The sequence below is a fragment of the Novosphingobium subterraneum genome, assembly GCF_000807925.1.
GTDB classification, from domain to species: domain Bacteria; phylum Pseudomonadota; class Alphaproteobacteria; order Sphingomonadales; family Sphingomonadaceae; genus Novosphingobium; species Novosphingobium subterraneum.
On sequence record NZ_JRVC01000005.1, the window covers coordinates 109,837 to 132,130 of the forward strand.

Annotated in this window: 27 protein-coding genes; 16 read left to right on the forward strand and 11 right to left on the reverse strand. The window is 64.6% G+C overall.

From position 1 onward, the window contains the following. Positions 1–3 precede the first annotated feature (3 nt). The 3 genes from NJ75_RS06515 (at position 4) to NJ75_RS06525 (ending at position 1,165) form a co-directional block, all read left to right on the forward strand. Positions 4–240, forward strand: a complete 237-nt coding sequence (locus NJ75_RS06515) for a MoaD/ThiS family protein (RefSeq protein ID WP_039332670.1) — start codon at positions 4–6, stop codon at positions 238–240. Then, positions 233–679, forward strand: coding sequence for a molybdenum cofactor biosynthesis protein MoaE (locus tag NJ75_RS06520; RefSeq protein WP_039332671.1), 447 nt, complete (start codon positions 233–235; stop codon positions 677–679). The genes NJ75_RS06515 and NJ75_RS06520 overlap by 8 nt, the downstream gene beginning before the upstream one ends. A gap of 63 nt (positions 680–742) precedes the next feature. Continuing rightward, positions 743–1,165 (forward strand): hypothetical protein, encoded by a 423-nt coding sequence (locus tag NJ75_RS06525; RefSeq protein ID WP_039332672.1) that lies wholly within the window; start codon positions 743–745, stop codon positions 1,163–1,165. Positions 1,166–1,216: 51 nt separating this feature from the next. Here the strand turns inward: NJ75_RS06525 and NJ75_RS23225 are convergent, their stop codons facing one another. Beyond that, the gene (locus NJ75_RS23225; protein ID WP_156135728.1) at positions 1,217–1,789 is read right to left on the reverse strand and encodes a hypothetical protein; all 573 of its coding nucleotides are present in this window, start codon (positions 1,787–1,789) and stop codon (positions 1,217–1,219) included. A 269-nt stretch (positions 1,790–2,058) separates the two neighbouring features. Here NJ75_RS23225 and rplU point away from each other — a divergent pair, with 269 nt between their 5' ends. The 3 genes from rplU to NJ75_RS06545 all read left to right on the forward strand — a co-directional run bounded on the left by rplU (position 2,059) and on the right by NJ75_RS06545 (position 3,455). After that, positions 2,059–2,355: a 50S ribosomal protein L21 gene (gene rplU, locus NJ75_RS06535; protein WP_011444588.1), complete on the forward strand. Its 297-nt coding sequence runs from the start codon at positions 2,059–2,061 to the stop codon at positions 2,353–2,355. A 28-nt stretch (positions 2,356–2,383) separates the two neighbouring features. Then, a complete protein-coding gene (gene rpmA / locus NJ75_RS06540) occupies positions 2,384–2,653 on the forward strand; it encodes a 50S ribosomal protein L27 (protein WP_039332678.1) in 270 nt (89 codons plus the stop codon). A gap of 232 nt (positions 2,654–2,885) precedes the next feature. Continuing rightward, positions 2,886–3,455: a GNAT family N-acetyltransferase gene (locus NJ75_RS06545; RefSeq protein ID WP_039332908.1), complete on the forward strand. Its 570-nt coding sequence runs from the start codon at positions 2,886–2,888 to the stop codon at positions 3,453–3,455. A gap of 37 nt (positions 3,456–3,492) precedes the next feature. Here NJ75_RS06545 and NJ75_RS06550 read toward each other — a convergent pair whose 3' ends face one another. Continuing rightward, a complete protein-coding gene (locus tag NJ75_RS06550) occupies positions 3,493–4,377 on the reverse strand; it encodes a metal-dependent hydrolase (protein ID WP_039332911.1) in 885 nt (294 codons plus the stop codon). Positions 4,378–4,414: 37 nt separating this feature from the next. Here NJ75_RS06550 and NJ75_RS06555 point away from each other — a divergent pair, with 37 nt between their 5' ends. Continuing rightward, on the forward strand, positions 4,415–5,002 hold the full coding sequence (locus NJ75_RS06555) for a TetR/AcrR family transcriptional regulator (RefSeq protein WP_039332680.1): 588 nt from the start codon (positions 4,415–4,417) through the stop codon (positions 5,000–5,002). Here NJ75_RS06555 and ygfZ read toward each other — a convergent pair. After that, positions 4,986–5,720 carry a CAF17-like 4Fe-4S cluster assembly/insertion protein YgfZ gene (gene ygfZ / locus NJ75_RS06560; protein ID WP_039332681.1) on the reverse strand — a complete coding sequence of 245 codons (735 nt, stop codon included), beginning with the start codon at positions 5,718–5,720 and terminating at the stop codon, positions 4,986–4,988. The genes NJ75_RS06555 and ygfZ overlap by 17 nt on opposite strands. 39 nt (positions 5,721–5,759) lie before the next feature. Between ygfZ and pyrC the strand changes: the two genes are divergently transcribed. Further along, positions 5,760–6,800, forward strand: coding sequence for a dihydroorotase (pyrC, locus tag NJ75_RS06565; RefSeq protein WP_039332684.1), 1,041 nt, complete (start codon positions 5,760–5,762; stop codon positions 6,798–6,800). Between the two features lie 4 nt (positions 6,801–6,804). Here pyrC and rarD read toward each other — a convergent pair whose 3' ends face one another. Next, the gene (gene rarD, locus NJ75_RS06570; protein ID WP_039332686.1) at positions 6,805–7,692 is read right to left on the reverse strand and encodes an EamA family transporter RarD; all 888 of its coding nucleotides are present in this window, start codon (positions 7,690–7,692) and stop codon (positions 6,805–6,807) included. Positions 7,693–7,897: 205 nt separating this feature from the next. On the opposite strand from rarD, the gene NJ75_RS06575 reads away from it, so the two are divergent. Together NJ75_RS06575 and NJ75_RS06580 are read left to right on the forward strand one after the other, a co-directional pair. Then, the gene (locus NJ75_RS06575) at positions 7,898–8,374 is read left to right on the forward strand and encodes a glycine zipper 2TM domain-containing protein (RefSeq protein WP_052242131.1); all 477 of its coding nucleotides are present in this window, start codon (positions 7,898–7,900) and stop codon (positions 8,372–8,374) included. A gap of 117 nt (positions 8,375–8,491) precedes the next feature. Then, entirely contained in the window at positions 8,492–8,710 is a 219-nt protein-coding gene (locus tag NJ75_RS06580; RefSeq protein ID WP_039332688.1) for a hypothetical protein, read from the forward strand. 4 nt (positions 8,711–8,714) lie between these two features. On the opposite strand, the gene astD is transcribed toward NJ75_RS06580, so the two are convergent. Both astD and NJ75_RS06590 read right to left on the reverse strand, forming a co-directional pair. Next, positions 8,715–10,130 carry a succinylglutamate-semialdehyde dehydrogenase gene (gene astD / locus NJ75_RS06585; protein WP_039332690.1) on the reverse strand — a complete coding sequence of 472 codons (1,416 nt, stop codon included), beginning with the start codon at positions 10,128–10,130 and terminating at the stop codon, positions 8,715–8,717. A gap of 143 nt (positions 10,131–10,273) precedes the next feature. Continuing rightward, a complete protein-coding gene (locus NJ75_RS06590; RefSeq protein ID WP_039332692.1) occupies positions 10,274–11,680 on the reverse strand; it encodes a protein adenylyltransferase SelO in 1,407 nt (468 codons plus the stop codon). A 72-nt stretch (positions 11,681–11,752) separates the two neighbouring features. On the opposite strand from NJ75_RS06590, the gene NJ75_RS06595 reads away from it, so the two are divergent. The 5 genes from NJ75_RS06595 to NJ75_RS06615 all read left to right on the forward strand — a co-directional run bounded on the left by NJ75_RS06595 (position 11,753) and on the right by NJ75_RS06615 (position 17,520). Further along, positions 11,753–12,607 carry an alpha/beta fold hydrolase gene (locus NJ75_RS06595; RefSeq protein WP_039332694.1) on the forward strand — a complete coding sequence of 285 codons (855 nt, stop codon included), beginning with the start codon at positions 11,753–11,755 and terminating at the stop codon, positions 12,605–12,607. Further along, positions 12,604–13,773, forward strand: coding sequence for a glycosyltransferase family 4 protein (locus NJ75_RS06600; protein ID WP_039332695.1), 1,170 nt, complete (start codon positions 12,604–12,606; stop codon positions 13,771–13,773). The genes NJ75_RS06595 and NJ75_RS06600 overlap by 4 nt, the downstream gene beginning before the upstream one ends. A 139-nt stretch (positions 13,774–13,912) precedes the next feature. Further along, entirely contained in the window at positions 13,913–14,671 is a 759-nt protein-coding gene (locus NJ75_RS06605; protein WP_039332697.1) for a tetratricopeptide repeat protein, read from the forward strand. A gap of 18 nt (positions 14,672–14,689) precedes the next feature. Further along, positions 14,690–16,030, forward strand: coding sequence for an outer membrane protein assembly factor BamB family protein (locus NJ75_RS06610; RefSeq protein ID WP_039332699.1), 1,341 nt, complete (start codon positions 14,690–14,692; stop codon positions 16,028–16,030). 155 nt (positions 16,031–16,185) lie between these two features. After that, the gene (locus NJ75_RS06615; protein ID WP_082013296.1) at positions 16,186–17,520 is read left to right on the forward strand and encodes a methyltransferase family protein; all 1,335 of its coding nucleotides are present in this window, start codon (positions 16,186–16,188) and stop codon (positions 17,518–17,520) included. Between the two features lie 3 nt (positions 17,521–17,523). Here the strand turns inward: NJ75_RS06615 and NJ75_RS06620 are convergent, their stop codons facing one another. From NJ75_RS06620 to NJ75_RS06630, 3 genes are all read right to left on the reverse strand, one after another. Beyond that, positions 17,524–17,823: a putative quinol monooxygenase gene (locus NJ75_RS06620; RefSeq protein WP_039332704.1), complete on the reverse strand. Its 300-nt coding sequence runs from the start codon at positions 17,821–17,823 to the stop codon at positions 17,524–17,526. Continuing rightward, positions 17,823–19,196 carry a glutamate--cysteine ligase gene (locus NJ75_RS06625; RefSeq protein ID WP_039332706.1) on the reverse strand — a complete coding sequence of 458 codons (1,374 nt, stop codon included), beginning with the start codon at positions 19,194–19,196 and terminating at the stop codon, positions 17,823–17,825. The genes NJ75_RS06620 and NJ75_RS06625 overlap by 1 nt, the downstream gene beginning before the upstream one ends. Before the next feature lie 111 nt (positions 19,197–19,307). Continuing rightward, complete coding sequence (locus NJ75_RS06630) at positions 19,308–20,057, reverse strand: 16S rRNA (uracil(1498)-N(3))-methyltransferase (RefSeq protein ID WP_039332708.1); 750 nt, start codon at positions 20,055–20,057, stop codon at positions 19,308–19,310. Positions 20,058–20,103: 46 nt separating this feature from the next. On the opposite strand from NJ75_RS06630, the gene ubiA reads away from it, so the two are divergent. Then, entirely contained in the window at positions 20,104–21,018 is a 915-nt protein-coding gene (gene ubiA / locus NJ75_RS06635; protein WP_039332710.1) for a 4-hydroxybenzoate octaprenyltransferase, read from the forward strand. Here ubiA and NJ75_RS23230 read toward each other — a convergent pair. Further along, entirely contained in the window at positions 20,997–21,842 is an 846-nt protein-coding gene (locus NJ75_RS23230; protein ID WP_052242135.1) for an arylamine N-acetyltransferase family protein, read from the reverse strand. The two genes, ubiA and NJ75_RS23230, sit on opposite strands and share 22 nt — an antisense overlap. Beyond that, positions 21,832–22,209: a VOC family protein gene (locus NJ75_RS06645; protein WP_039332712.1), complete on the reverse strand. Its 378-nt coding sequence runs from the start codon at positions 22,207–22,209 to the stop codon at positions 21,832–21,834. The genes NJ75_RS23230 and NJ75_RS06645 overlap by 11 nt, the downstream gene beginning before the upstream one ends. Positions 22,210–22,294: the final 85 nt, after the last annotated feature.

Genomic DNA, 22,294 nt, shown 5'->3' on the forward strand with positions numbered 1-22,294 from the left:
ACCATGGCAAAGCTGGTGTTCTTGGGGAGGCTGGAAGACGTGGCCGGCCTGCCCGAAATGGCAGTCCAGCCCGGACCGGTCGAACAGGTCCTTGCGACGCTCGATCCTGGACTCGCCGTCCAGTTGCTGGGCGAGAAGGTCCGTATGGCGCTCAATGGCCGCCTCCTCACTGACGTCGGCGGCATTGTCCTTGGCCAAGGTGACGAACTCGCCTTCCTTCCCCCGGTCAGCGGTGGCTGACGTCCGTCTCTCGCTCGAGGCGTTCGATCCTGCCTCCGAGATCGCGTCGTTCAATGCGCGTCACCCCGACGCGGGCGGCATCGTCACCTTTCTCGGCCAGGTTCGCGATTCGGGCGGCGTCGAAGCGCTCGAACTGCAGCACTATGAACCGATGACCCTCCCCGGAATGCAAGAGCTGGCCCGGGTCACCGAGAAGCGGTGGCCCGTCGAAGGCCTGCTCATCCTCCATCGCAGCGGCGTGATGTATCCCGGTGACGCGATCGTCCTCGTCTGTGCCGCCGCCCGCCATCGTCGTGACGCTTTCGCCGCCGCCGATTTCGCCATGGACCACCTCAAGAGCGAATCGTGGTTCTGGAAGCGTGAGAAGACCGCAGCGGGTTGGCGCTGGATCGAACCCAGGCCAGAGGATCACGAAGACATTTCCCGCTGGCGCATTTGATTCGCGTCAAGGAATAGCCTCCGCGACAGGCGCATGAAGGCTCCAGCAAAAGGAGCCCAGTCCATGAGCATGCACATCGCCGCCGACCGGATCGAGCATGTCGCCGAAATCGTCGAGCAGCCGCACCACACCACTGTCGATCGCAACTTTGGCCTGCCCGGCGGGCTCTATGCCGTGTCGGCTGGCGGCTATCTCGCCTTCATTGCCATGATGGCCTCGATCTTCGGCAATGGCGAACTTGCCATCCCGATGACGATATTCGTGCTCTTCGTCGCCTGCGCTTTCGGTATCCCGGCGGTCTGGACCAAGCTCGGCGCGGACCGGCACCCCGATGCGCTCGGCTGGTACGATTTCCGCCGCAAGGGCATCCAGACCCTTTCGGGCAAGCTTGATGCCGGCTCGGCCATGGCGCAGGTGCTGATCCTGCCAGTGCTGATCGCGGTGTGGGGCCTTGCCATCGCCGTCATTGTCGCGACGGTCCGCTGACCTATCGATTACCCCCCGAAGGGCGCTGCGCTTGGGCGCGGCGCCCTTTTCCTATCCGGCAAGTTGCGAAAGCAGCGAATCGATTACCGAAGTCTCACTTGCGACCAGCGCCTCGACCTGCCCGCGCGCCTCGCGCACGGCCTTGAGATCTGCATCGGACCCGTCGACCGCACGATTGCTTGCCTCTGCCTCCAGCCGGTCAAGATCGGCAAGCGGCAGTCCGGCCCGCGCCCGCGCCGATTCCAGTTGCGCCACCGCCAGCGATGCCACTGACCAGTTCTCCGTGCCCTTCGGTGCGCCGCGTGCGGCGCTGACGGCGCGGGTGGCCGAGGCTCGAGCGCCCTCGAATGCAGAATGTGCGTCGCGCGCTCGCTCGGTCAGGTCAGCCAACCGCTTGGCCATGCCTTCGGACATGAGGGCCGGAGCGGGCGGAGCAGGAGGCGCCGCCTGCGCTGTGCGATAGGCGTCTTCTGCGGGCCTCCGGGCGAGGGAGGGGAACCTGTCGCGGTCGGCGCAGCCGCCCAGCAGGGTAGCAGCGGCGAGAGCGGCCACGATGGCAGCACGATGGGCGGCAACACGCGGAGCGGCTGTGCGCAGGGCGATCAAAGTCTTGTGGCGAGCCATGAACGTCGCCATAGCATGCGCACGCGCGCTCGCCAGCCTTGCTTGGTGGCCGGGCGTCACGAAGCCGGATTTCGGGCGCGAAGCTGCCAAGTTCCCTTGATTGCGGGCATTGACAGCGGGGCCGTGTTTGACTATCCGCGCCACTCTTTCCGGGACCCTGCAGCAGCGGGGTATCGGTATGTTGCCCTCAGTCAGCGATTCGCAGGCGTTGGGCGCCTCATTTGGAATCGCCCAGGGCAACCGGGCTTTTGGAACGGATACACAGAACGATGTTCGCAATCGTGCGCACGGGCGGCAAGCAGTATCGGGTCGCCGCCGGAGACAAGATCGCGGTCGAGAAGCTGGCAGGCGAAGCCGGCGACAAGATCACGCTGGGTGAAGTCCTCCTCGCTGGTGAAGGCGATTCGCTGGCTGACGCCGCGAAGGTCACTGTTTCGGCAGAGATCATCGCCCAGGCGAAGTCGGAGAAGGTGATCGTGTTCAAGAAGCGCCGTCGCCACAACTATCGTCGCCGCAACGGTCACCGTCAGCAGATGACCCTGCTGCGCATCGTCTCGGTCGCCTGAGCGCAAACGGAATTCGGAGTAATCTGAGATGGCACACAAGAAAGCAGGCGGCTCTTCGCGCAACGGTCGCGACTCAGCCGGTCGTCGCCTCGGCGTGAAGAAGTTCGGCGGCCAGGAAGTGGTCGGCGGCAACATCATCATCCGCCAGCGCGGTACCAAGGTGTACCCGGGCGCCAACGTCGGCATGGGCAAGGATCACACCCTGTTCGCGCTTGGCGAAGGCCGCGTACGCTTCCACGCTGGCAAGCTTGGCCGGAAGTACGTGTCGGTCGACATGATGGCCGAAGCGGCTGAATAACCGGATGGTCATTCAAAGGGCCATCCCGATGGGGTGGCCCCGCCAGCACTTCGTAGCTGGCCGATAGAGGGAGAGGGCCCCGCCCATCTCCCTCTTTTCATGTCTCCCTCGGACGCAAACCGCTCCCCTCGCAATCGGATGCAAAGACTGTCCGATCCGGCGAAGGGCGCAATACCTCTGTCACGTCAGCGTTTTAGGCGCGCTTGCAGAGGGGCCGATGAAGGAGAATCTGATGTTCATTCGCAGCGAACGGCTGTTCCTGCGGCCTGCCTGGCCGGAGGACTGGGCCGAACTCCATGCCCTGATCGACGATGAGGCCGTCGTGCGCAATCTCTCGCGCGCGCCATGGCCCTATGGCCCCGACGACGCCAAGCGTTTCGTCGCGGCTCCCCAGGGGGACAATCACCCGCACTTCCTTGCAACGCTTCCAGGTGCCCATGGATCGCGGCTGATCGGCTGCGTCGGCCTCATCGAGGATGCGGGCGAGACCGAACTTGGCTACTGGGTCGCACAGGCGCACTGGGGCCGCGGCTTTGCTACCGAAGCCGTGCGCAGCCTCCTCTCGTTGGCGCGCACGCTCGGCCATCGCCGCGTCAATGCGCGCCATTTCGCCGACAATCCGGCCTCGGCAAGGGTTCTGGAGAAGGCAGGCTTCCGGCCGACCGGCGAAATCCGCCTCGGCCATAGTCCGGCGCGGGCCAGGCCTGCGCCCACTATCCACCACGTCATTGATCTGGTTGCCCCGGTCGATTGTGACGGCCCGGAAGATGGCGGATTCGAGCCGATGCGACGCGCCGCCTGATGTAAAAAAGGGCTCCCCACGGGGAGCCCTTCGATCTTCAGCGCGGAATCACCGCATCGGGAAACTCGCTGTCCGCCTTGCCGATCAGCGCGCGGTCGTCGTGCTGCCACGGGTGGAACCCCGGCAGGAAGTAGCTGAGCCAGGCCGGGAAGATGCGGCGGATCACGCCGGGCTTCCAGAGCAGATAGGCGGCCAGCTTCCACTTCCACTTGGCGCCCGTTAGCCCGTCCTGCGCCAGCAGGTCCATCGTGTCCTCGACGCGGTGGGCGATGAAGTTCTTCGTCACCACCACCATCATCAGGCTCTTGACCTTCCAGCGTTTCCACCGGCTCCAGTTGCGCGTGGCATGGAGCCAGGTGTCATAGGCAACGCCCTTGTGCTCGATTTCCTCGATCGCGTGCCAGCGCCACATGTCGGCGGCTTCCTGCTCTGCCCCGGCAAAGTGTGCAGGGTTGGCAAGGAATTCGTGCGCCATCATCGCGGTGTAGTGCTCCAGCGCCATGGTGGCCGCCAGGTTGAGAATGACCGGGCGGTCCTTGGTCAGCGCCAGCAGTTCCTCGACGCGCTTGTCGATCCGCGCCATGTCGTAACCGGCGTTTTCGGCCTGACGGTTGAACGCGATGTGCTCGCGCGTGTGGTTGATCTCCTGCTTCACGAAAGCCCGGATCTCGGCCTCGAGCTTTGACGGCACGCCATCGCGGTGCGCCTTGACCGCTTCGATGAAGAACGCCTCGCCGCGAGGAAACGTGCCCGACAGTGCATTGTGCCACGCTGTTGCCACCGGATCGCCAGCCAGCCACCAGCGGCCCGCAGGCTCATTGCGGCCAAAGCGACGGTCGCGTATCGTGATCGTCAGGTCCGATGGGGTGGGCACGGCCTTGCCGGAGGCGGCGGTGCGCTCTAGGGCGATCGTGGGGGTCATGGCAGTCATGAGCCGTAATCTAGGCGTGCTTACACCAATGTCAATAAGGAAGCGTCTTCCGCCTGAAGAAAGCCGCATGGCTGCGCTCGAAGCCGCGCGCGCGCTGCTGGTGGAAGCGGGCCCTCAGGCTGTCACGCTCAAGGCTGTTGCCGGGCGAATCGGTCGTACGCACGCCAACCTGCTGCATCACTTCGGCTCCGCGTCCGGTCTCCAGAAGGCACTGGCCAAGCATCTTGCCGAGACGATCTGCGCCACTATCCGCGATGCGGTGATCGCCAGCCGCTCGGGCATCGGCAAACCCCGCGATGTCGTGGACCTGACATTTGATGCCTTTGACCGTGAAGGCGCGGGCGCGCTGGCCTCGTGGATGTTGCTTTCCGGCAACGAGGATGCGCTCGACCCCATCGTTGACACCATTCACGATCTCGTCGTCGATCTTGAGGAATACAGTTCCGACGCGCAGCGCAGCACCACCCTTGCGCTCACGCTCATGGCCTTGGGCGATGCCTTGATGGGCGGCCCGCTTGCCAAGGGTCTGGAACTGCCACGCACCGCAGCGCGCGATCGCGCCGAACAGATGCTGATCGAAGGAATTGCCGCCGGACAGGTTACTCAGGCGGATTGAGGTCCATCCAGTCCGGGGCAAGGTCGGCTGGAATGTCATCCACCCGGCGATGGTCAACCGCAAGGCCAAGGTCCGCATAGGCCACGCGCTGCCGCGCCGGGTCTGACTTGTCCAGCGGCACCACCACCAGCCGACGATTGACCTTCTGTCGCCAGTTCATCCGCGCCGTATTCTCCTGACCCACATAGCAGCCCTTGGTGAAGCTCACGCCATTGAGGTCCACGGCGTTGCACTCAAGCCAGAGCACTTCGCCGTTGCCCAATTCAGCCTGGCCTTCGGCCACGCCCAACTTGAGTCGATGCGCGCGCCATGCATCGTCTCCCGCTTCGTCAGCATCGGACACCGGCGCAATCCACCGCTGCCCCAGCGCGCGCAGGCGGGGATCGTCCGCGCCTCCATCGCCGGGGTGATCCTCCCAGAACACGCCGAGCGAATCGGCCCGTTCAATCCCGATCTTGCGCCGCAGCCGGTAGAGCATGAGGCGCTTGGCCAGGGCATCGGCACTGGCCGCCTCGCAATCGATCAGCAGGCCATCCACGCCATCGGGCCAGACGATAAAGTCGAACAGCACCTTGCCCTGCGGGCTCAGCAGCGCCGCCCACACCGGCAGCACACCTTTGACGTCGTGGGTCACAAGCCCCTGCAGGAAACCGGCAACATCCTCGCCGGGCTCAAGCGGAGAAAGGCGGATCAGGGTGCGTTCGAAGAGGCGGGTCATGACTGGTAGATAGGAAGCGTCACCGCTAAGGGGAACCCCATGACGACAACGACGACTCTGACGATCCGCCGCCCCGATGACTGGCACACCCACTTGCGCGACAAGGACGTGCTCGTTGGTGTCGCACCTTATACCGCGCGCCAGTTTGCCAGGGCGATCGTCATGCCAAACCTTTCGCCGCCGATGACCGATGTTGCGGGCGTTGCCGCCTATCGCGACCGCATCCTTGCCGCGCTCCCGGCGGGCAGCGATTTCAACCCGCTGATGACGCTTTACCTGACCGATTCGACCGACACTGCCGAAGTCGAGCGCGGTTTTGCCGAAGGTGTGTTCATCGCGGCCAAGCTTTACCCCGCCCATGCCACCACCGGATCTGCCCACGGTGTCACCGACATCCGCAATATCTATCCGGTGCTGGAGGTCATGCAGCGCATCGGCATGCCGCTGCTGATCCATGGCGAAGTCACCGACAGCCACGTCGACATCTTCGATCGCGAAGCCGTTTTCATCGACCGCACACTGACGCGCCTTGTTGCCGACATGCCCGAGCTCAGGATTGTTTTCGAACATATCACCACCGAGGAAGCCGCGCAGTTCGTGCAAGGGGCGGGGCCGAACGTCGCGGCCACGATCACGCCGCAGCACCTCCACATCAACCGCAACGCCATGCTGGTCGGCGGCATCCGGCCACATGCCTTTTGCCTGCCGGTGGCCAAGCGCGAGAAGCACCGCCTTGCCCTGCGCAAGCTTGCCACCTCCAATTGCGAGCGCGTGTTTCTCGGTACTGACACCGCGCCGCACGCCAAGCACCTCAAGGAAACTGCCTGCGGCTGCGCCGGCATCTTCAACGCGCCCTTCGCGCTCGAAAGCTACGTCACCGTGTTCGACGAGGAAGGCGCGCTGGACCGCTTCGAGGCGTTCGCCTCGCTCAACGGCCCGGCGTTCTATCGCATGCCGGTGAACGAAAGCACGATCACGCTCGAGAAGGCTCCGGTGGAAGTCCCTGAAGTGCTCGATTGCAACGGCACGCTGATCGTGCCGTTCCATGCTGGCGAAACTCTCGCATGGCGGCTGGCTTAAACCTTCAGGCCTGACGGGCCCGCTTCACCATGTCCCAACTGTAGAGCGCGATTGCCGCCCAGATCAACGCGAAGCAGGCGAGCCTTGTAGCGTCGAGCGCTTCGCCGAACACCGTCAGCCCGAGAATGAAGCTGAGCGTGGGTGACAGGAACTGGACGAAGCCCAAGGTCGAGAGCGGTAGGCTCCGCGCTGCCACGGCGAACAGCAGCAGCGGTATCGCCGTCGCCACTCCCGAAGCGATCAGCAGCGGGGTCTCATGCCCGCCCATCGCGAGGGCCGACCCCGCGGGTGAAACCGCGCCAAGCCAGACGATGACCAGCGCTGGCGCCACCAGCAGCACGGTCTCGATCGTCAGGCCAGGAACCGCACCGACCGGCGCCTTCTTCCGCACGAAGCCATAGAACGCGAACGTGAACGCCAACGATAGCGCGACCGCCAGCGTATCCAGCGCGCCCCCGAGCAGCAGGGCTATTCCCGCACCAGCCAGCGCCACCGCCACCCATTGTACCCGGGTCAGCCGCTCGCCGAGGAAGACCGTGCCGAGAACGACGTTGATCAGCGGGTTGATATAGTAGCCAAGGCTAGTCGCCAGAACGTGCCCGCTGTTGATGGCGATCACGAAGATCAGCCAGTTCGATCCGATCAGCAGCGCGCTCAGCACAAGCAGGCCGAGCACATGGCCGCTGGTCAGCGCGGCCCTGACATCCGGCCATTGCTTGCGGAAGCTGATGATCACGAAGCACACCGGTACCGTGAACAGAACCCGCCAGCCCACCAGTTCGAGCGGGGGCACCGCGTGAAGCGCGCGGAAATAGAGCGGGAGCAGGCCCCACATCACATAAGCCGCCAGTGCTGATGCGAGTCCCCGGCGTAAGGTGCTGGATTCGTTCATGAGGCGTCCCTGCCAGCAATGTCGAACGGGGCCAACCCCGCTCTGGCCCTCGTTTCATCGGCAACGGCAATCGGTTCGCCGCAAAGTTCAAATCTGACGCCCCGGTTGCGATCTGTTCAGGTTGGCGGGCGTAAATCTTAACCAACGAAGCAACAGGACCAGACTCCGAACGGTGCGGGTCCTCGATCAAATGAGGAGAACGTCAATGTTCAACCTGAAGAATACCGCCCTGGCCCTGGTTGCCGCATCAACCGTCGCTGCTGCCGTTCCGGCAAGCGCTGCAGTCCTTCCGCAGGCTCAGGCGAGCACCGCCGTTGCCGCCCAGTGGAATGAAGGCTGGAATGGCGAGAGCTGGGAACATGGCCGTCGCGACCGCGACTGGCGCGGTGACCGCTATTACGGCCGTGGCTACGACCGCAACTATTACCGCGGTAACGACCGTCGCTATTATGGCGACCCCGTCTATCGCAACACCCGCGTCTGGCGCGGCAATGATGGCCGCTACTACTGCCGCCGCTCGAACGGCACGACTGGCCTCTTGATCGGTGGTGCAGCCGGCGCCCTGCTCGGCCGTGAAGTCGCCGGTGACTATGGCGACCGCACTCTCGGCGCGATCCTCGGCGCCGCCGGTGGCGCCCTGCTCGGCCGCGAGGTCGACCGTGGCGGCTCGCGTTGCCGCTAAGTCAGGCCTCCTGAGTTATTGACCGTCCTTCGGGTCGCACTGAAAGGTCGGCGAGGGAGCGCTCCGCAGATGCGGGACGCTCCCTTTTTCTTAACCATGCCGCGCTAGTTCACCATCATGCGCAGCCTTGGCCTCGTTCTTACACTGACTCTCGCTGCCTGCGGTTCTGCGCCTGTCGAGCAGGACAAGACCCCGCTGGACCCGGTAATGACCGAGGCCCTCGAAGGACAGCTCATGGTCGATCCCGACCTCAGCCAGCAGAACATGCGCAATCTCGCGATCGTTCCCGGCGGTCCGATCGACCCGGCGCTCCCGCTCCCCGATCCGAAAAGCTGAATGCCTATTCGCTGCGCAGGCCCACGCCGATGCTTGCGCGCGGTTGGTCCATCTCGCTCGAGGCGACCGGGTAGGCGCAATAGTCCGCCGCGTAATAGGCGCTCGGCCGGTGGTTGCCTGAAAGCCCGACACCGCCAAACGGCGCGGCAGACGACGCACCATTGGTCGGCCTGTTCCAGTTGACCACGCCCGCTCTGATATTGGCCCAGAAGCGGTTGTAGTCCTGCGGGGTGCCGCCGATCAGCGAGGCAGAAAGACCGAACCGCGTGTTGTTCGCCTCGGCAATCGCCTCGTCGAAATCATCGACCTTCACCACCTGCAGGAGCGGGCCGAACAGTTCCACATCAGGCCGCTCGGCAATGCCGGTAACGTCGATGATCGCCGGGCTCAGGAACGGCAGTCCGTCCTGAAGCCGCACCATGTGCTTGATCGGCCGTCCGCCCGACGACAGCAGGTAGACGAAACTTTCGGTCAGCCCGTCAGCCGTACGGTTGTCGATCACCGGGCCCATGAAGGGCGCCGGCTCGTCGAACGGAGCGCCGACGATGATCCGGTCGGCCAGATGCTTCACCTGGCTCACCACCTCGTCGTACATCGAAGATTTGACGATCAGGCGCCGCCCGGCCGTGCAACGCTGCCCGGCGCTGGTGAACGCCGATTGCACGATCAGCGTGGCGGTATCCTCGATCTTGGGTGTATCCCACACCACGATCGGGTTGTTGCCGCCCATCTCCAGCGCCACGATCTTGCCGGGATTCGAGGCCAGCTTGCGGTTGATCGCGATGCCGGCGTGGGCAGAGCCGGTGAACAGCACGCCGTCGATCCCGTCATGGGCGACCAGCGCCTGACCCTCGGCGGGGCCACCGATCAGCACCTGGACCACAGCCGCCGAGATGCCCGCCCGGTGGAAGCACTGCGCCAGCAGTTCACCTGTCGCCGGGGTCTTTTCCGAAGGCTTGAACACCACGGCATTGCCGGCAATCAGAGCCGGCACGATATGGCCGTTGGGCAGGTGGGCCGGGAAGTTGTATGGCCCGAGCACTGCCAGCACGCCATGCGGCTTGTGGCGCAGCGCCGCCGTGCCTTGCAGCGCGCTATCCAGCTTGCGTTGCGACGTGCGGTCGGCATAGGCGCGGATCGAGATCTCGACCTTGTTGACGACACTTTCGACTTCAGTGCGCGCTTCCCACAGCGGCTTGCCTGTCTCGCGCGAGATCATTGTCGCCAGCTTGTCGGCGTCCTTGCGCACTTCGTTGGCGAAGCGGCGCACCAGCTCGATGCGCGTGGCAAGGGGCTGCGCTGCCCATGCCGGCCAGGCCCTGCGCGCACGCGCGACGACTTCTTCGACGTCGCCGATCTTGCCGCGCCACACTTCGGCGCCGGTTGCGGGTTCAAACGAAACGATTTCGGCAGCTGCCACGGATTTGCCTGCTCTTCTTTTCAATTCTTGCGCGAACGATGGGTCCCGATCCCGGGCGTACCGTAACGCAGCGTTGGTTACCGATTAAACAAAATTCATGGGCGGGACCACCCCTGCCTTTCGGATTTCAAACGGGGCGGAATTCACGCGGCCGAATGACCCACAGGTTCCGGCCTTGCGCCCATTGCCTCGCCCATGCGCCGCACTGCATCGACTTTGGCGAACAGACCGCTCCAGTCGTCCTGTCCGGCAATCGGAGCCCAGATCGCCTCCACTTCATCGATCAGCATGGACTGCGGTGCTGCATCGGACCAGTACGGATGGCTACTGTCGGTCGCAACGTAAGGCGCCAACGATGCCTTCAGCGCCTGCTCCTCCTCGCTTGCCCCGAACGGTCCGCGCCCGCCGCGATGGGTGAAGAAGAACGCATCCGGTCCCAGTCCCCGGGTTGCCATCACCTTTTCGCACGCCCCGATCAGCGCCGTATCCTCTTCCAGCCCTCGCTGTTCCACACCCAGCCGCCACAGCCATCGCTTCGTCATGGCCTGCTGGTACAGCTCGGGATAGCGGTTGAGCGCCTCGATCAGCGGCGGCGCCTCTACCAGCGTGCGCAAGGCCACGGCCAACTGCCCGCAATTCCAGTGAATTGCCTCGGGCTGGCGGCCATAGGCATAAAGCCCCTGGTGATCGAAGTACGCCGCGGTGAAGCCAGGATCCCACTTCGGCAGCCAACGCCACGGCCCATAGTCGAAGCTTTCGCCCGTCACGTTCATGTTGTCGGAATTGAGCACGCCATGGACGAAGCCTGCCACCATGTAGCTCGCCGCCATGTCGGCCATGCGCTCGACAACCTGATTGAAGAACCGCACCGCCGGATGGGGCGCATCTGCGTGGCCCCCCGGAAAGTTCGCGAGGCAGTAGGTCACCAGTTGCGCCATCTCGTCTTCGAGCTCCAGCGCCGCCAGCCGCTGGAACGTGCCGATGCGGATGTGCCCATGGCTCAAGCGTACCAGCACTGCCGATCGCGTCGGCGAGGGTTCGTCCCCACGATACAGCGATTCGCCGGTCTCGATCACCGAAAGTGTGCGGCTAGTATTCACCCCCAGCGCCTCGAGCATCTCGGTCGCCAGAATCTCGCGCACTGCGCCTTTCAGCGTCAGCCGCCCATCGCCTGCGCGGCTCCACGGCGTCTGGCCGGAACCCTTAGTGCCCAGATCCATCTGCCGCCCGCCTGCGTCGAGCATCTGTGCAAAGGTAAACCCGCGCCCGTCGCCCAGGTCAGGGTTGTAAACCCGGAACTGATGCCCGTGATACCGTAGCGCCAGCGGTCCGGGCATGTTGTCGACCAAAGGCTCGAAACGCCCGAAATGTCGCACCCATTCCTGATCGGTCAGACGCGCCAAGCCGATCTCGGCTGCCGCCCGGTCATTGCGCCAGCGCAGTATGGTTTCGGGAAAGTCCGCCGCCTTCACCGGATCGCCGATCCAGTCGGCCAGAGCCATGATACGGGGTGAGGGGCGATAGATCGCGTCTTGCGGGAGCGCCTGCATCCGGCAATAGTGGGCATGACCAGGCCTGCCCGCAAGCAGGCACCCCCGATTTCACGCGGAATACCAGACGAAATGGCCGAATACGAAGATCGCTACTGGACCAGCAGCGACGGATTGCGCCTGCATTTTCGCTACTTCGACGGCGATTCCAGCAAACCCCCGGTAATCTGCCTGCCGGGATTGACCCGTAACGCCCGCGATTTCGAAGATCTTGCTGCCCGCCTTGCCGGCACATGGCGGGTCCTCTGCCCGGAAATGCGCGGCCGCGGTGACAGTGATTACGCCAAGGACCCGATGACCTACACGCCTATGCACTATCTGCAGGACGTCGAGGCGCTGCTGGCGCAGGAAGGGATCGAGCGTTTCGTTTCCATCGGCACCTCGCTCGGTGGCTTGCTCACCATGCTGCTCGCGGCCGCCAACCCACAGCGCATCGCCGCCGCCGTGCTCAACGACGTCGGCCCCGAGGTCTCAGAGAAAGGCCTCGAACGCATCCGCGGCTATGTCGGTCAGGGGCGAAACTTCGAAACCTGGATGCACGCCGCCCGCGCGCTTCAGGAAAGCAGCGGCGATGTCTACCCCGATTGGGACATCACCCAATGGCTCCGCTATGCCAAGCGCATCATGGTCCTGGGTACCGGCGGACGCATCGCCTTCGACTATGACATGAAGATTGCCGAGCCGTTCGAGGCTCCCGCCGGCGCGACCCCGCAAGTCGACATGTGGCCGCTGTTCGATGCACTCGCCACCCGTCCGCTGCTGATCTTGCGCGGCGAGAATTCCGACATTCTCGAAGCGGCCACCGCACAAAAGATGGCCTCACGGCCCGGCGTCGAACTCGTCACTCTCCCGCGCACCGGCCATGCGCCAACACTCGATGAGCCGGAAAGCATCGCCGCGATCGGACGGCTGCTGGCCCGGGCATGAGCCGCCCACCGGTCAAGGGACCCCTGAAACTGCTCCACCTGCATTCGACGTTCGATGCAGGCGGCAAGGAACGGCGCGCCGTCGCGCTGATGAACCGCTGGGGGAAGGGGCAGAAAGATCAGCCGATCGAGCATCACATCGTCTCGGCTCAACCTGGCGCGATGGGCGCCAAGGCCCTGATCGACAAGAAGGTGTCCGCGTTTTTCCCGTTCGGCTTTCCGCCGCTTGCGGGAAAGCTTGGCGTTGGCCGCCTGCGCCAGCTCGCCCGCGCGATGCGGGGATTCGACCTCGTCCTCACCTACAACTGGGGCGCGATGGACGCGTGCATGGCCCATGCGGTCTTCGCGCCGACCATGGGCCTTCCTCCCCTGATCCACCATGAAGACGGCTTCAATGCCGACGAGGCCGATGGCCTCAAGACCAGCCGCAACTGGTACCGTCGCGTTGCGCTTGCCCGCGCCAGTGCGCTGATGGTCCCCTCGCGTCAGCTTGAGCACATTGCACTCACCGTCTGGCACCAGCCGCGCAGCCGGGTTCAGCGCATCGCCAACGGCATCGACACTGGTCTCTATGCCCGCAAGCCCAAGCCCGACCTGCTGCCTCGCGTGGTCAAGCGCCCCGGCGAGAAGTGGCTCGGCACGCTCGCCGGCCTGCGCGCGGTGAAGAACCTGCCGCGCATGGTCCGCGCGATGAAGGATCTGCCGCCCGAATGGCACCTTGTCATCCTCGGCGAAGGCCCGGAACGCGAGGCGATCACAGCCGAGGCCATCCGCCTGGAGCTCGGCCACCGCGTTCACCTGCCCGGTCACGTCGCCGATCCGTCGCTCGCCGTCGGCCTGTTCGATCTCTTCGCGCTCTCGTCCGACAGCGAACAGGCACCGCTTTCGGTGATCGAGGCCATGGCCGCCGGGCTCGCCGTTGCCAGCCCGGCCGTGGGTGACGTCGCGGAAATGGTGGCGGAGCCAAACCGGCGCTTCATCGTGCCCGCCAACGATGAGGCTGCCTTCGCCGGCGCAATCGCCACGCTCGCTGGTGACGAACCGCTGCGCCGCGCCATCGGCAAGGCCAATCGTGATCGCGCCCGCGCCGAATTCGATGAGTCCGTGATGGCGAACCTCTACGCGCAAGTCTACGCGCAGGCGCTGGGGACCAACCCGTTCCGCTGAACAGCCTTCAGCAAGCGTTCACGCTCGTCGCGGCAGGTGGGGCACGAGCAATCAATTCCGTTGAAAAGGCGGGCCCATCCGCTAAACACCGCGCCAGACACACGCTAGCAAACGTCAACCAATTCCCGAAAGCGCTGCCTTGGCTCTCCGTCCTGATAGTCCGCAATCCCGTTCCAACCAACTCGCCGAGCGTTCGGCCGGGCAGGGCGATGCCTTCCTGCGCGAAGTGGACGATGCCCTGCGCGAAGATCAGGTCTACACCGCGATCCAGAAGTACGGTAAGCCCGTCGGTGCGCTGATCGTGGCGGGCCTGCTCGGTCTGGGCGGCTATCTCTGGTATGAAAACCACAGCAACGCCAAGGCTGCCGAACAAGGCGAAGTGCTGACGAAGGCACTCGACAACCTGGAAGTGCGCAATCTCAAGGCTGCCACCGATGCGGTTGCCCCCCTCGCTGCCGAAGGGACTGACGGTTACCGCGCTACGGCGAAGATGCTGGCGGCGGGAGTCCTGTCCGAACAGGGCAAGAACGCGGAAGCGGCCAAGGCTTTTGCCGCGATTGCCGCCGATGCCGACATTCCGCAGGCCTACCGTGATCTCGCCACGATCCGCGAAGTCTCGCTGACTTTCGACCAGCTCGGTCCTGACAAGGTGGTTGAGCGTCTGAAGCCGCTGGCCGTACCCGGCAATGCCTGGTTCGGCAGCGCGGGTGAACTCGTCGGCATGGCCTATGTCAAGCAGGGCAAGAACGACCTTGCCGGGGCGATGTTCGCGCAGATCGCCAAGGACAAGACCGTGCCTGATACCCTGCGCCGCCGCACGCGCCAGATGGCCGGGTTGCTCGGGGTGGATGCCGTGGAGGATCCCGGCACCGCCACGATAGTGCAGAGCGCGCAATAAGTTTTGAGGATGCATTCGATGACGCCGAAACCCAATTTCCGCCGCGCTTCGCTGACCAGCGTGGTGGTTCTCGCGCTCGCTCTTGGCGGTTGCGGCGTCTTTAAGAAGGGCGTGAAGACCACGCCGACGGTCGGTTCGCGCCAGCCGATCCTCTCCAAGATCGATGCCGGCACCAAGGTCGATGATTCGATCTCGCTGATGACGGTCGTGCTTCCCGCTGCGGAAGTGAACACCGAGTTTGCGCAAGGCGGCGGCAACGCCTCGAAATCCTACGGCCACGCCGCCCTTGCGGAATCGCCCTCGCGCGCCTTCAGCGTCTCGATCAAGGGCTCGAATGCCCGCCAGCGCCTCGCCGCATCGCCGGTCGTTGGCGGCGGCAAGCTCTTCGCGATGGATACGGACGGCACCGTCCATGCCTTTGACGCAAGCACCGGCGCCCGCGTGTGGGACACCTCGGTCCGCGCTGAAAAGCAGAACGCCGGCTCCACCTTCGGCGGTGGCGCATCCTATGATGACGGCAAGGTCTACGTCACCAACGGCGTGGGCGAGGTCGCCTCGCTTGATGCCAGCTCGGGCGAAATCAAGTGGCGTGTGAAGCCCGCTGGCCCGTTGCGCGGCTCGCCCACGGTCGCTTTCGGGCAGGTCATGGTGATGAGTCAGGATAACCAGCTCTTTGCCCTCAACGAAGCCGATGGCGCCGTGCTGTGGAATGAAAGCGCTTCGGTAGGCCAGACCAACGTGTTCGGCGTTGCCTCGCCAGCAGCAGGGCAGGGCACCATTGTCGCCGGTTTCTCCTCGGGCGAGCTCGTCGCCTATCGCTATGAGAACGGTCGCCAGCTTTGGGCTGACGCTCTGGCTCGCACCTCGATCGCCACCTCGGTTTCGACCCTGACCGACATCGACGCCGATCCGATCATCGAACGCGGCCGCGTCTATGCGCTGGGGCAGGGCGGACGCATGGCCGCCTATGAACTGGTCACCGGCCAGCGCATCTGGGAATTGAACCTCGCAGGCATCTCCACCCCCGCCATCGCCGGAGACTGGATCTTCGCGCTGACCGACGAAGCCAAGCTGCTGTGCATCGCCAAGTCGAGCGGCAAGGTCCGCTGGATGACGCAGCTCCAGCGCTACCGGAACGAAAAGAAGAAGAAGAACCAGATTCTCTGGACCGGCCCCGTTCTTGCCGGCAACCAGCTGTGGATCGCCAACTCGCGCGGTGAAGTCATGCGCGCCTCGGTAAATGACGGCACGGTAAGCGAATTCACCAAGGTCGGCTCCAGCGTCACCCTTGCGCCCATCGTCGCCAACCAGACGCTCTATATCCTCGATGATGGCGGCAAGATCACCGCGTTCCGCTGAGCGCGGCCTTGGGTCTGATGCTTCGACAAGCTCAGCATGAGCGGATTTGGTAGCGGCTCATCAAAGGGCCGCTCACCCTGAGCCTGTCGAAGGATGCCCGCGCAAGGTTGGTCATCACAACCATATCCTAACCCTTTGATGCGATGGACAGGTGCATGAGCGCCCGTCCGGCCCCGCCTCCGTCAGACGTCTCCGCAGGCACCGGCCTTGCCGGGGTCATCGGCCTTGTGCTGTGGGTCCTCACCTGCCGCTTCTGGCCTCAGATCGTCACCACGCTGGGCCTCTCTGCCCCCGCTGAAGTGATGGACGGCCCCTCCGCTGCGCTCGCCGCCCTGCTGTTCTCGGGTAGCGCGATGATCGGTTACGCGCTGCTGGTGGAGAAGGTCCACCTGCGCCCATCGACCGGCATAGACTGGTCTCGCCCACGCCCCTTGCGCGAGGTCCTCGACATCTCGATCACCAAGATCGCCGGGCTCTGGACCACGTGGGCCGTCATCGGCTTTGCCTACTGCATCGCCCGCTGGTACTGGCGCGGACAATACGTCTTCGCGATGGAAGTGCTGGAAACGGCCGCGCCATTCCTGTTCCTTGGCGCCATCCCTTATGTCCTCTGGCTGGACCGCGTCCTCGTCAACCCGCGCGATGCATCGTGGCACTTCGGCGCCATGCTCATCGGGCGCGAACCCTGGGACCCGGCGGAAGTGAAGCGCCACGCCCTGGCCTGGCTGGTCAAGGGCTTCTTCTGTGCCTTCATGATCTCGATCGTGCCCGGTGGCTTCGCCGCAGTCATCCACTTCGACTGGGCTTCCGTTCTCGACGACCCCGTCGCGCTCGGCACCCTGTTGATCGAGACGATGTTCATGATCGACGTGCAGATCGCCATGGTCGGCTACCTCGTCACCATGAAGCCCCTGGACGCGCAGATCCGCACCGCCAACCCGCACCTGTCGGCATGGGTGGCAGCGCTGATCTGCTACCCGCCGTTCATCCTCATGGGCGATGGCGACGTGCTGGATTATCGCCACAATGGCGCGGAATGGGCCTACTGGCTCCAGGGTCACACCGGCCTGCTCTGGCTCTGGGCAGGAGCGCTGGTGTTCCTCACCGCCGTGTACGCCTGGGCCACCGTCGCCTTCGGCCTGCGCTTTTCGAACCTCACCTATCGCGGCGTCCTGACCAACGGCCCCTACCGCTACACCCGCCACCCCGCCTACCTGTCCAAGAACGCCTACTGGTGGCTCGCCTCGCTGCCGTTCCTCACCACCAGCGGCTCGATGGTCGATGCGATCCGCAACACCGTGATCCTCGGCCTCGTCAGCGCGGTCTACTACTGGCGCGCCCGCACCGAGGAGCAGCACCTTCTTGCCGAAGACGCCAAGTATCGCGAATACCATGCGTGGATGGCCGAACACGGCCTTATCACGTCGATCCTGCGCAAGCTCGCCCGCGCTGTCACGCCGTGCCGGCCAGTTGTCCAGCCCGCCGAATAGGCGTCAGACCTCCGCGCCCTCGTCGCTCTCGAACACGCGAATCTTGCGCTCGAACAGCCCCAGCGTCGCACGCTCCTGCGCCCACGCCTTCATGTGCTCGGTCTGGAAATGCGCCTTGAGCGCGCCCATGTCGCGCCACTTCTCGGCGATATGGATCAGCTCGGGATCGAGCACGTCCTGCGCATAGGCATACTGGATGCAGCCATCCTCGGCCAAGGTCGCAGCGATGACCTTGGCCATCATCGGGCGGATCGCCTCGATGTTCTCGACCGGAACGCGAACAGTGCCCATCACGATGATCATCAGAAGCTCTTCTCGCCATAGATGCGCGAAAGGTCGCCGCCCCATTCGCCGTGGTAGAGGTCAAGCAGGCGTTCGGCGGGGGTCTTGCCCGAAGAGACAATCTCGTCGAGCGGCTGGAGATAGCCCGTCTCGTTGTCACCCGCCTCGTTCAACTGCGCGCGTGCAGCCAGGCCAGAGCGCGAGATCGCCAGAACTTCGGCAGCAACATCGCGCAACTTGCCCCCACCCGGCAGCGACGCATCAAGCCCCAGCTTGGGCACTTCGGCGCGCAGGCGTTCGCGCCCTTCCATGTCCCAGCCCTTGACCAGGTCCCACGCCGCATCGAGCGCGCCCTGATCGTAGAGCAAGCCCACCCACAGCGCCGGCAGCGCGCAGATACGGCTCCATGGACCACCATCGGCCCCGCGCATTTCCAGGAACGACTTGAGCCGCACTTCGGGGAAGGCGGTCGAAAGATGGTCGTTCCAGTCCGAAAGCGTCGGCTTCTCGCCGGGCAGCACCGATAGCTTGCCGTCGAGGAAATCGCGGAACGAAAGCCCTGCCGCATCGATGTACTTGCCGTCGCGGAACACGAAATACATCGGCACGTCGAGCATGTACTCGACATAGCGCTCGTACCCGAAGCCTTCTTCGAACACGAACGAGAGCATCCCCGTGCGCGCCGGATCGGTGTCGGTCCAGATATGGCTGCGGTACGACAGGAACCCGTTGGGCTTGCCTTCGAGGAACGGCGAATTGGCGAACAGCGCCGTCGCCAGCGGCTGCAGCGCAAGGCTGACGCGGAACTTCTGCACCATGTCCGCCTCGGATCGATAATCGAGGTTGGTCTGGATCGTGCAGGTCCGCAGCATCATGTCGAGGCCCATCGAGCCCACGCGCGGCATGTGCCGCAGCATGATGTCATAGCGGCCCTTGGGCATGATCGGCAGCTCTTCGCGGGTCTTGTCCGGCCACAACCCCATGCCAAGATAGGCAAGGCCCAGCTTGTCGCCGATCGTCTTGACCTGCGCCAGGTGACGCCCGGTCTCGGCACAGGTCTGGTGCAGGTTCACCAGCGGCGCGCCCGAAAGCTCCAGCTGTCCGGCCGGCTCCAGGCTCACCGCACCATCGGGGCCAGACATCGCGATGACGTTCCCGCCCTCGATGATCGGCTCCCAACCATACTCTGTCAGCGCGTTCAGCAGGTCGCGAATGCCGCCTTGCTCGCCATATGAAGGCGCCGCACGGTCAGCCGTGCGGTAGACGAACTTTTCGTGCTCGGTGCCGATCCGCCAGTTTTCCTTGGGCTTTTCGCCCTTCTGCATCGGCACCACGAGCATGTCGCGGCTCTCGATGACGGGATCGTTGCTATTTGAAACTTGCCGCGTGCTCATGCCCGCTTCCGTTAATGGGCGGGACAGCTTTTAGCCAGCCTAATTGTAGCACGTCACCTGCAAGGCAATGTTGCCAAGAGCGCGCCAATCGCCTGTAACTTCAGGTTGCTCTCATCCGAACCAGTCGCCCTGCATGCCCATCCACAAGGCCGTCCCGGCGATCGCCGCCGTCTCGCCGCGAAGGATGCGCGGTCCCAGCGAAAGCGCCGCTGCCGCCGGATGCGCCCTCACCAAGGCCCGCTCCGCCTCGTCAAACCCGCCCTCCGGCCCGATCAGCAAGGCGGCCGGCCCGTTATGGATCGAAAACGCCACTGCCGCCGGCATCCCGCCGTTCTCGTCGGCAAAGAACAGCGTTCGCCCTTCCGGCCAGTCGCGCAGCAGATGCTCCAGCTTCACCGTCTCGCCAAGGTCCGGCAACGCCGTGCGGGCGCACTGCTCGGCCGCCTCGGTCATGATCGTCAGCGCGCGTTCCGGGTTCAGCTTGTCCGCGACACAGCGCCGCGTCACTACCGGCACGATCTTTGCCGCGCCCAGTTCTGTCGCCTTTTCCAGCACCAGATCGAAGTTCGGCTTCTTCAGCAGTGCCGCGCAGAGCCAGAAATCAGGAACTTCCTCGCGTTCACGCTGACGCCGCTCGACCTCGACGACCACCTCGCGCTTGCCGGCCTCGGTCACGCGCGCCAGCCACTCACCGGTGCGGTTATCGCAGACGATCACCGCATCGCCTGCTCCCACGCGCATGACCTTGCCCAGATAATGCGCCTGCTGCCCCTCGATCGGCAGTCGCATTCCCTCGCTCAACGTCGTATCGACGAACAGCCGCGGCGCGGATTTCGGTGGCCAGGCAGGAGTCGCGGTCATCCCCACCGCCTAGCGCGGATCATGCCTTTCGTTAAGAGTCTGTAATGTGACTTCGACCACTTCCGAAACGATCGTCCCCGACAGCGAACATAAGGGTCTGGTCGCCAGCCTGCCGCAGCCATGGCGCAACCTTGCCTTGCTGGCGCGGTTCGACCGGCCGATCGGCTGGTGGCTGCTGTTCTGGCCCTGCGCCTGGGGCCTGTTCCTGGGCGGCGGCACGGCGCGCTGGGGCATCCTCGCGTGGATGCTTTTGGGAGCCATCGCCATGCGCGGGGCAGGGTGCGTCTACAACGATATCGTCGATGCCGATCTCGACGCCCGCGTCGCCCGCACCGCGGCTCGTCCCATTGCCAGCGGCGCAACCACCAAGCGTACCGCGTGGATCTGGCTGCTCACGCTCTGCGCCGTAGGTCTTGTGGTCCTGCTCCAACTGCGCTGGGAAGCGCAGGTCGTGGCGCTTGGCAGTCTCGCGCTCGTGGCCGCCTATCCCTTCATGAAGCGCGTTACCGGCTGGCCGCAGGCGTGGCTTGGTCTTGTCTTTACATGGGGCGCGCCGGTCGGCTGGGTCGAGGCGACGGGCTTCGAACGCCTCGCCCCGCTGGCTGCGCTCTACGCCGGGTGCTGGGCCTGGTGCATGGCCTATGACACCATCTACGCCCTGCAGGACCGCGAGGACGATGCCATGGTCGGCATCGGCTCCTCCGCGCTTTCGTTCGGGCGCCACGTTCGTGCAGGCGTCGGCGGGCTCTACACGATGGCCTTGCTGTGCTGGGCAGGGGCGATCTGGCTCACGCGCGCCGATCCGCTCGCATTGCTGGCACTGGCACCGGTCTCGCTCCACCTCCTGTGGCAGGTCGCCACGCTCAAGGAAGATGGTGCCGATCCGCTGGCCAAGTTTCGCTCGAACCGCTTTGCCGGCTTGCTGATGGCCGCGGCCTGCTACGTCATCGGCGCGGCCTGAGCGCCGAACAGCGCCTCGTGGCGGGCCTCGATCGCGGGCCACAGGTCAGCCGCTTCGGGCACGTCGATCAGGAACAGGTCGTGCAGGATGCTGACCAGCTCCCGAGCGGAGCCCAGTTCGCGCCGCTCTTCGCCATGCGCTCCCACAACCGTGAGCACCTTGCCCCTGAGCATCAGGTAGCTGCCCGAAAGCCGCCTCTGCACGGTCAAGTTCTGTACGAAGACCGAGGCAGGATCACCGGCCTGCCAATGGCATAGCGCCGAGAGCTGATCCTCGTCGGCAGGTTGGTCCACGAAATCGTACGACATCGCTGTGGGACCAAGGCTGACGGAAACCCGCCACATCGCGTCGTCTGTCCGGCCGAGCGACACCGGCAGCGGATCATGCATCCACTGCCCCGGTTCGAGCGGCACCGGCGCGCCGAGCCAGCTTCCGAACCCCGCATCGACCAGCTTCGGCCCATCGCACTGCACCAGCAGGCACAAGTGCGAACCCATGCACTCATCGCCGCGCGCTTGTCGCATGACCCCGGCGCTCATCCGCACGACATCGAACCCGATTGCCGACAATGCCGCGCCCAGTACGCCATTGTGCTCATAGCACCAGCCTCCGCGCCGCGCTTCCACCAGCTTGGCGAAGGCCACGGCAGGATCGATCGTCAGGCTGCGACCAAGCTGTACATCGATGTTTTCGAACGGGATTGCCTGAACATGCGCCCTCACGATGGCATCCAGCGTCGGCAGGTCGGCGGCCACAGGCGCGGACACGCCGATCCGCGCCAGATAGGCGGCCAGTTGCGCAGGGGAGAGCGGTTCAATCGCCATAGCTGACCACTTCGAATTCGATCCCGTCCCAGTCATAGAAATAGAACCGCCGGCCCGGCTCATAGTCCGCATGATTGAACGGCTCGAGCCCCGCTGCAATCACGATCTGCTCGGCAGCGGCGAGGTCATCCACTTCGATGCCCACGTGCTGCAGCGGCATGCCTTTGGCAAAGCGCGTCAAGACACCACCCGGCGGGGTATAGAACACGATGTAATGGTTCTCGGTGCCGAGATGGATCGAAAATCCATCGTCGATTGCCAGGCCACGCCAGCGTTCGTGCCACCCGCAAAGCTCAGTGAAGAACGCCGCAGAGCGTTCGGCATCGCTGACCGAGATGTTGACGTGTTCAAGGCGGGCAGACGGCATCGTCGGGGTCCTTTCGGGATACGGTGTCGAATCGATGCTTGCGAATCTGCAACCTCAAGTTAACTTGAGGTCAAGCGGAAAGCGT

What these genes read in the sequence shown, in the direction of transcription:
- NJ75_RS06615 (WP_082013296.1), top strand. Translation starts at nt 16,186, where the DNA reads ATGAGCGCCCGTCCGGCCCCGCCTCCGTCAGACGTCTCCGCAGGCACC.
- pyrC (WP_039332684.1), top strand. Translation starts at nt 5,760, where the DNA reads ATGACGACAACGACGACTCTGACGATCCGCCGCCCCGATGACTGGCAC.
- NJ75_RS06645 (WP_039332712.1), bottom strand. Translation starts at nt 22,209, where the DNA reads ATGCCGTCTGCCCGCCTTGAACACGTCAACATCTCGGTCAGCGATGCC.
- NJ75_RS06515 (WP_039332670.1), top strand. Translation starts at nt 4, where the DNA reads ATGGCAAAGCTGGTGTTCTTGGGGAGGCTGGAAGACGTGGCCGGCCTG.
- NJ75_RS06620 (WP_039332704.1), bottom strand. Translation starts at nt 17,823, where the DNA reads ATGATCATCGTGATGGGCACTGTTCGCGTTCCGGTCGAGAACATCGAG.
- NJ75_RS06590 (WP_039332692.1), bottom strand. Translation starts at nt 11,680, where the DNA reads ATGCAGGCGCTCCCGCAAGACGCGATCTATCGCCCCTCACCCCGTATC.
- NJ75_RS06580 (WP_039332688.1), top strand. Translation starts at nt 8,492, where the DNA reads ATGCGCAGCCTTGGCCTCGTTCTTACACTGACTCTCGCTGCCTGCGGT.
- NJ75_RS23230 (WP_052242135.1), bottom strand. Translation starts at nt 21,842, where the DNA reads ATGGCGATTGAACCGCTCTCCCCTGCGCAACTGGCCGCCTATCTGGCG.
- NJ75_RS06575 (WP_052242131.1), top strand. Translation starts at nt 7,898, where the DNA reads ATGTTCAACCTGAAGAATACCGCCCTGGCCCTGGTTGCCGCATCAACC.
- rplU (WP_011444588.1), top strand. Translation starts at nt 2,059, where the DNA reads ATGTTCGCAATCGTGCGCACGGGCGGCAAGCAGTATCGGGTCGCCGCC.
- rpmA (WP_039332678.1), top strand. Translation starts at nt 2,384, where the DNA reads ATGGCACACAAGAAAGCAGGCGGCTCTTCGCGCAACGGTCGCGACTCA.
- NJ75_RS06610 (WP_039332699.1), top strand. Translation starts at nt 14,690, where the DNA reads ATGACGCCGAAACCCAATTTCCGCCGCGCTTCGCTGACCAGCGTGGTG.
- NJ75_RS06630 (WP_039332708.1), bottom strand. Translation starts at nt 20,057, where the DNA reads ATGACCGCGACTCCTGCCTGGCCACCGAAATCCGCGCCGCGGCTGTTC.
- NJ75_RS06525 (WP_039332672.1), top strand. Translation starts at nt 743, where the DNA reads ATGAGCATGCACATCGCCGCCGACCGGATCGAGCATGTCGCCGAAATC.
- NJ75_RS06595 (WP_039332694.1), top strand. Translation starts at nt 11,753, where the DNA reads ATGGCCGAATACGAAGATCGCTACTGGACCAGCAGCGACGGATTGCGC.
- ygfZ (WP_039332681.1), bottom strand. Translation starts at nt 5,720, where the DNA reads ATGACCCGCCTCTTCGAACGCACCCTGATCCGCCTTTCTCCGCTTGAG.
- NJ75_RS23225 (WP_156135728.1), bottom strand. Translation starts at nt 1,789, where the DNA reads ATGGCTCGCCACAAGACTTTGATCGCCCTGCGCACAGCCGCTCCGCGT.
- NJ75_RS06550 (WP_039332911.1), bottom strand. Translation starts at nt 4,377, where the DNA reads ATGACCCCCACGATCGCCCTAGAGCGCACCGCCGCCTCCGGCAAGGCC.
- NJ75_RS06555 (WP_039332680.1), top strand. Translation starts at nt 4,415, where the DNA reads ATGTCAATAAGGAAGCGTCTTCCGCCTGAAGAAAGCCGCATGGCTGCG.
- NJ75_RS06600 (WP_039332695.1), top strand. Translation starts at nt 12,604, where the DNA reads ATGAGCCGCCCACCGGTCAAGGGACCCCTGAAACTGCTCCACCTGCAT.
- NJ75_RS06545 (WP_039332908.1), top strand. Translation starts at nt 2,886, where the DNA reads ATGTTCATTCGCAGCGAACGGCTGTTCCTGCGGCCTGCCTGGCCGGAG.
- NJ75_RS06625 (WP_039332706.1), bottom strand. Translation starts at nt 19,196, where the DNA reads ATGAGCACGCGGCAAGTTTCAAATAGCAACGATCCCGTCATCGAGAGC.
- rarD (WP_039332686.1), bottom strand. Translation starts at nt 7,692, where the DNA reads ATGAACGAATCCAGCACCTTACGCCGGGGACTCGCATCAGCACTGGCG.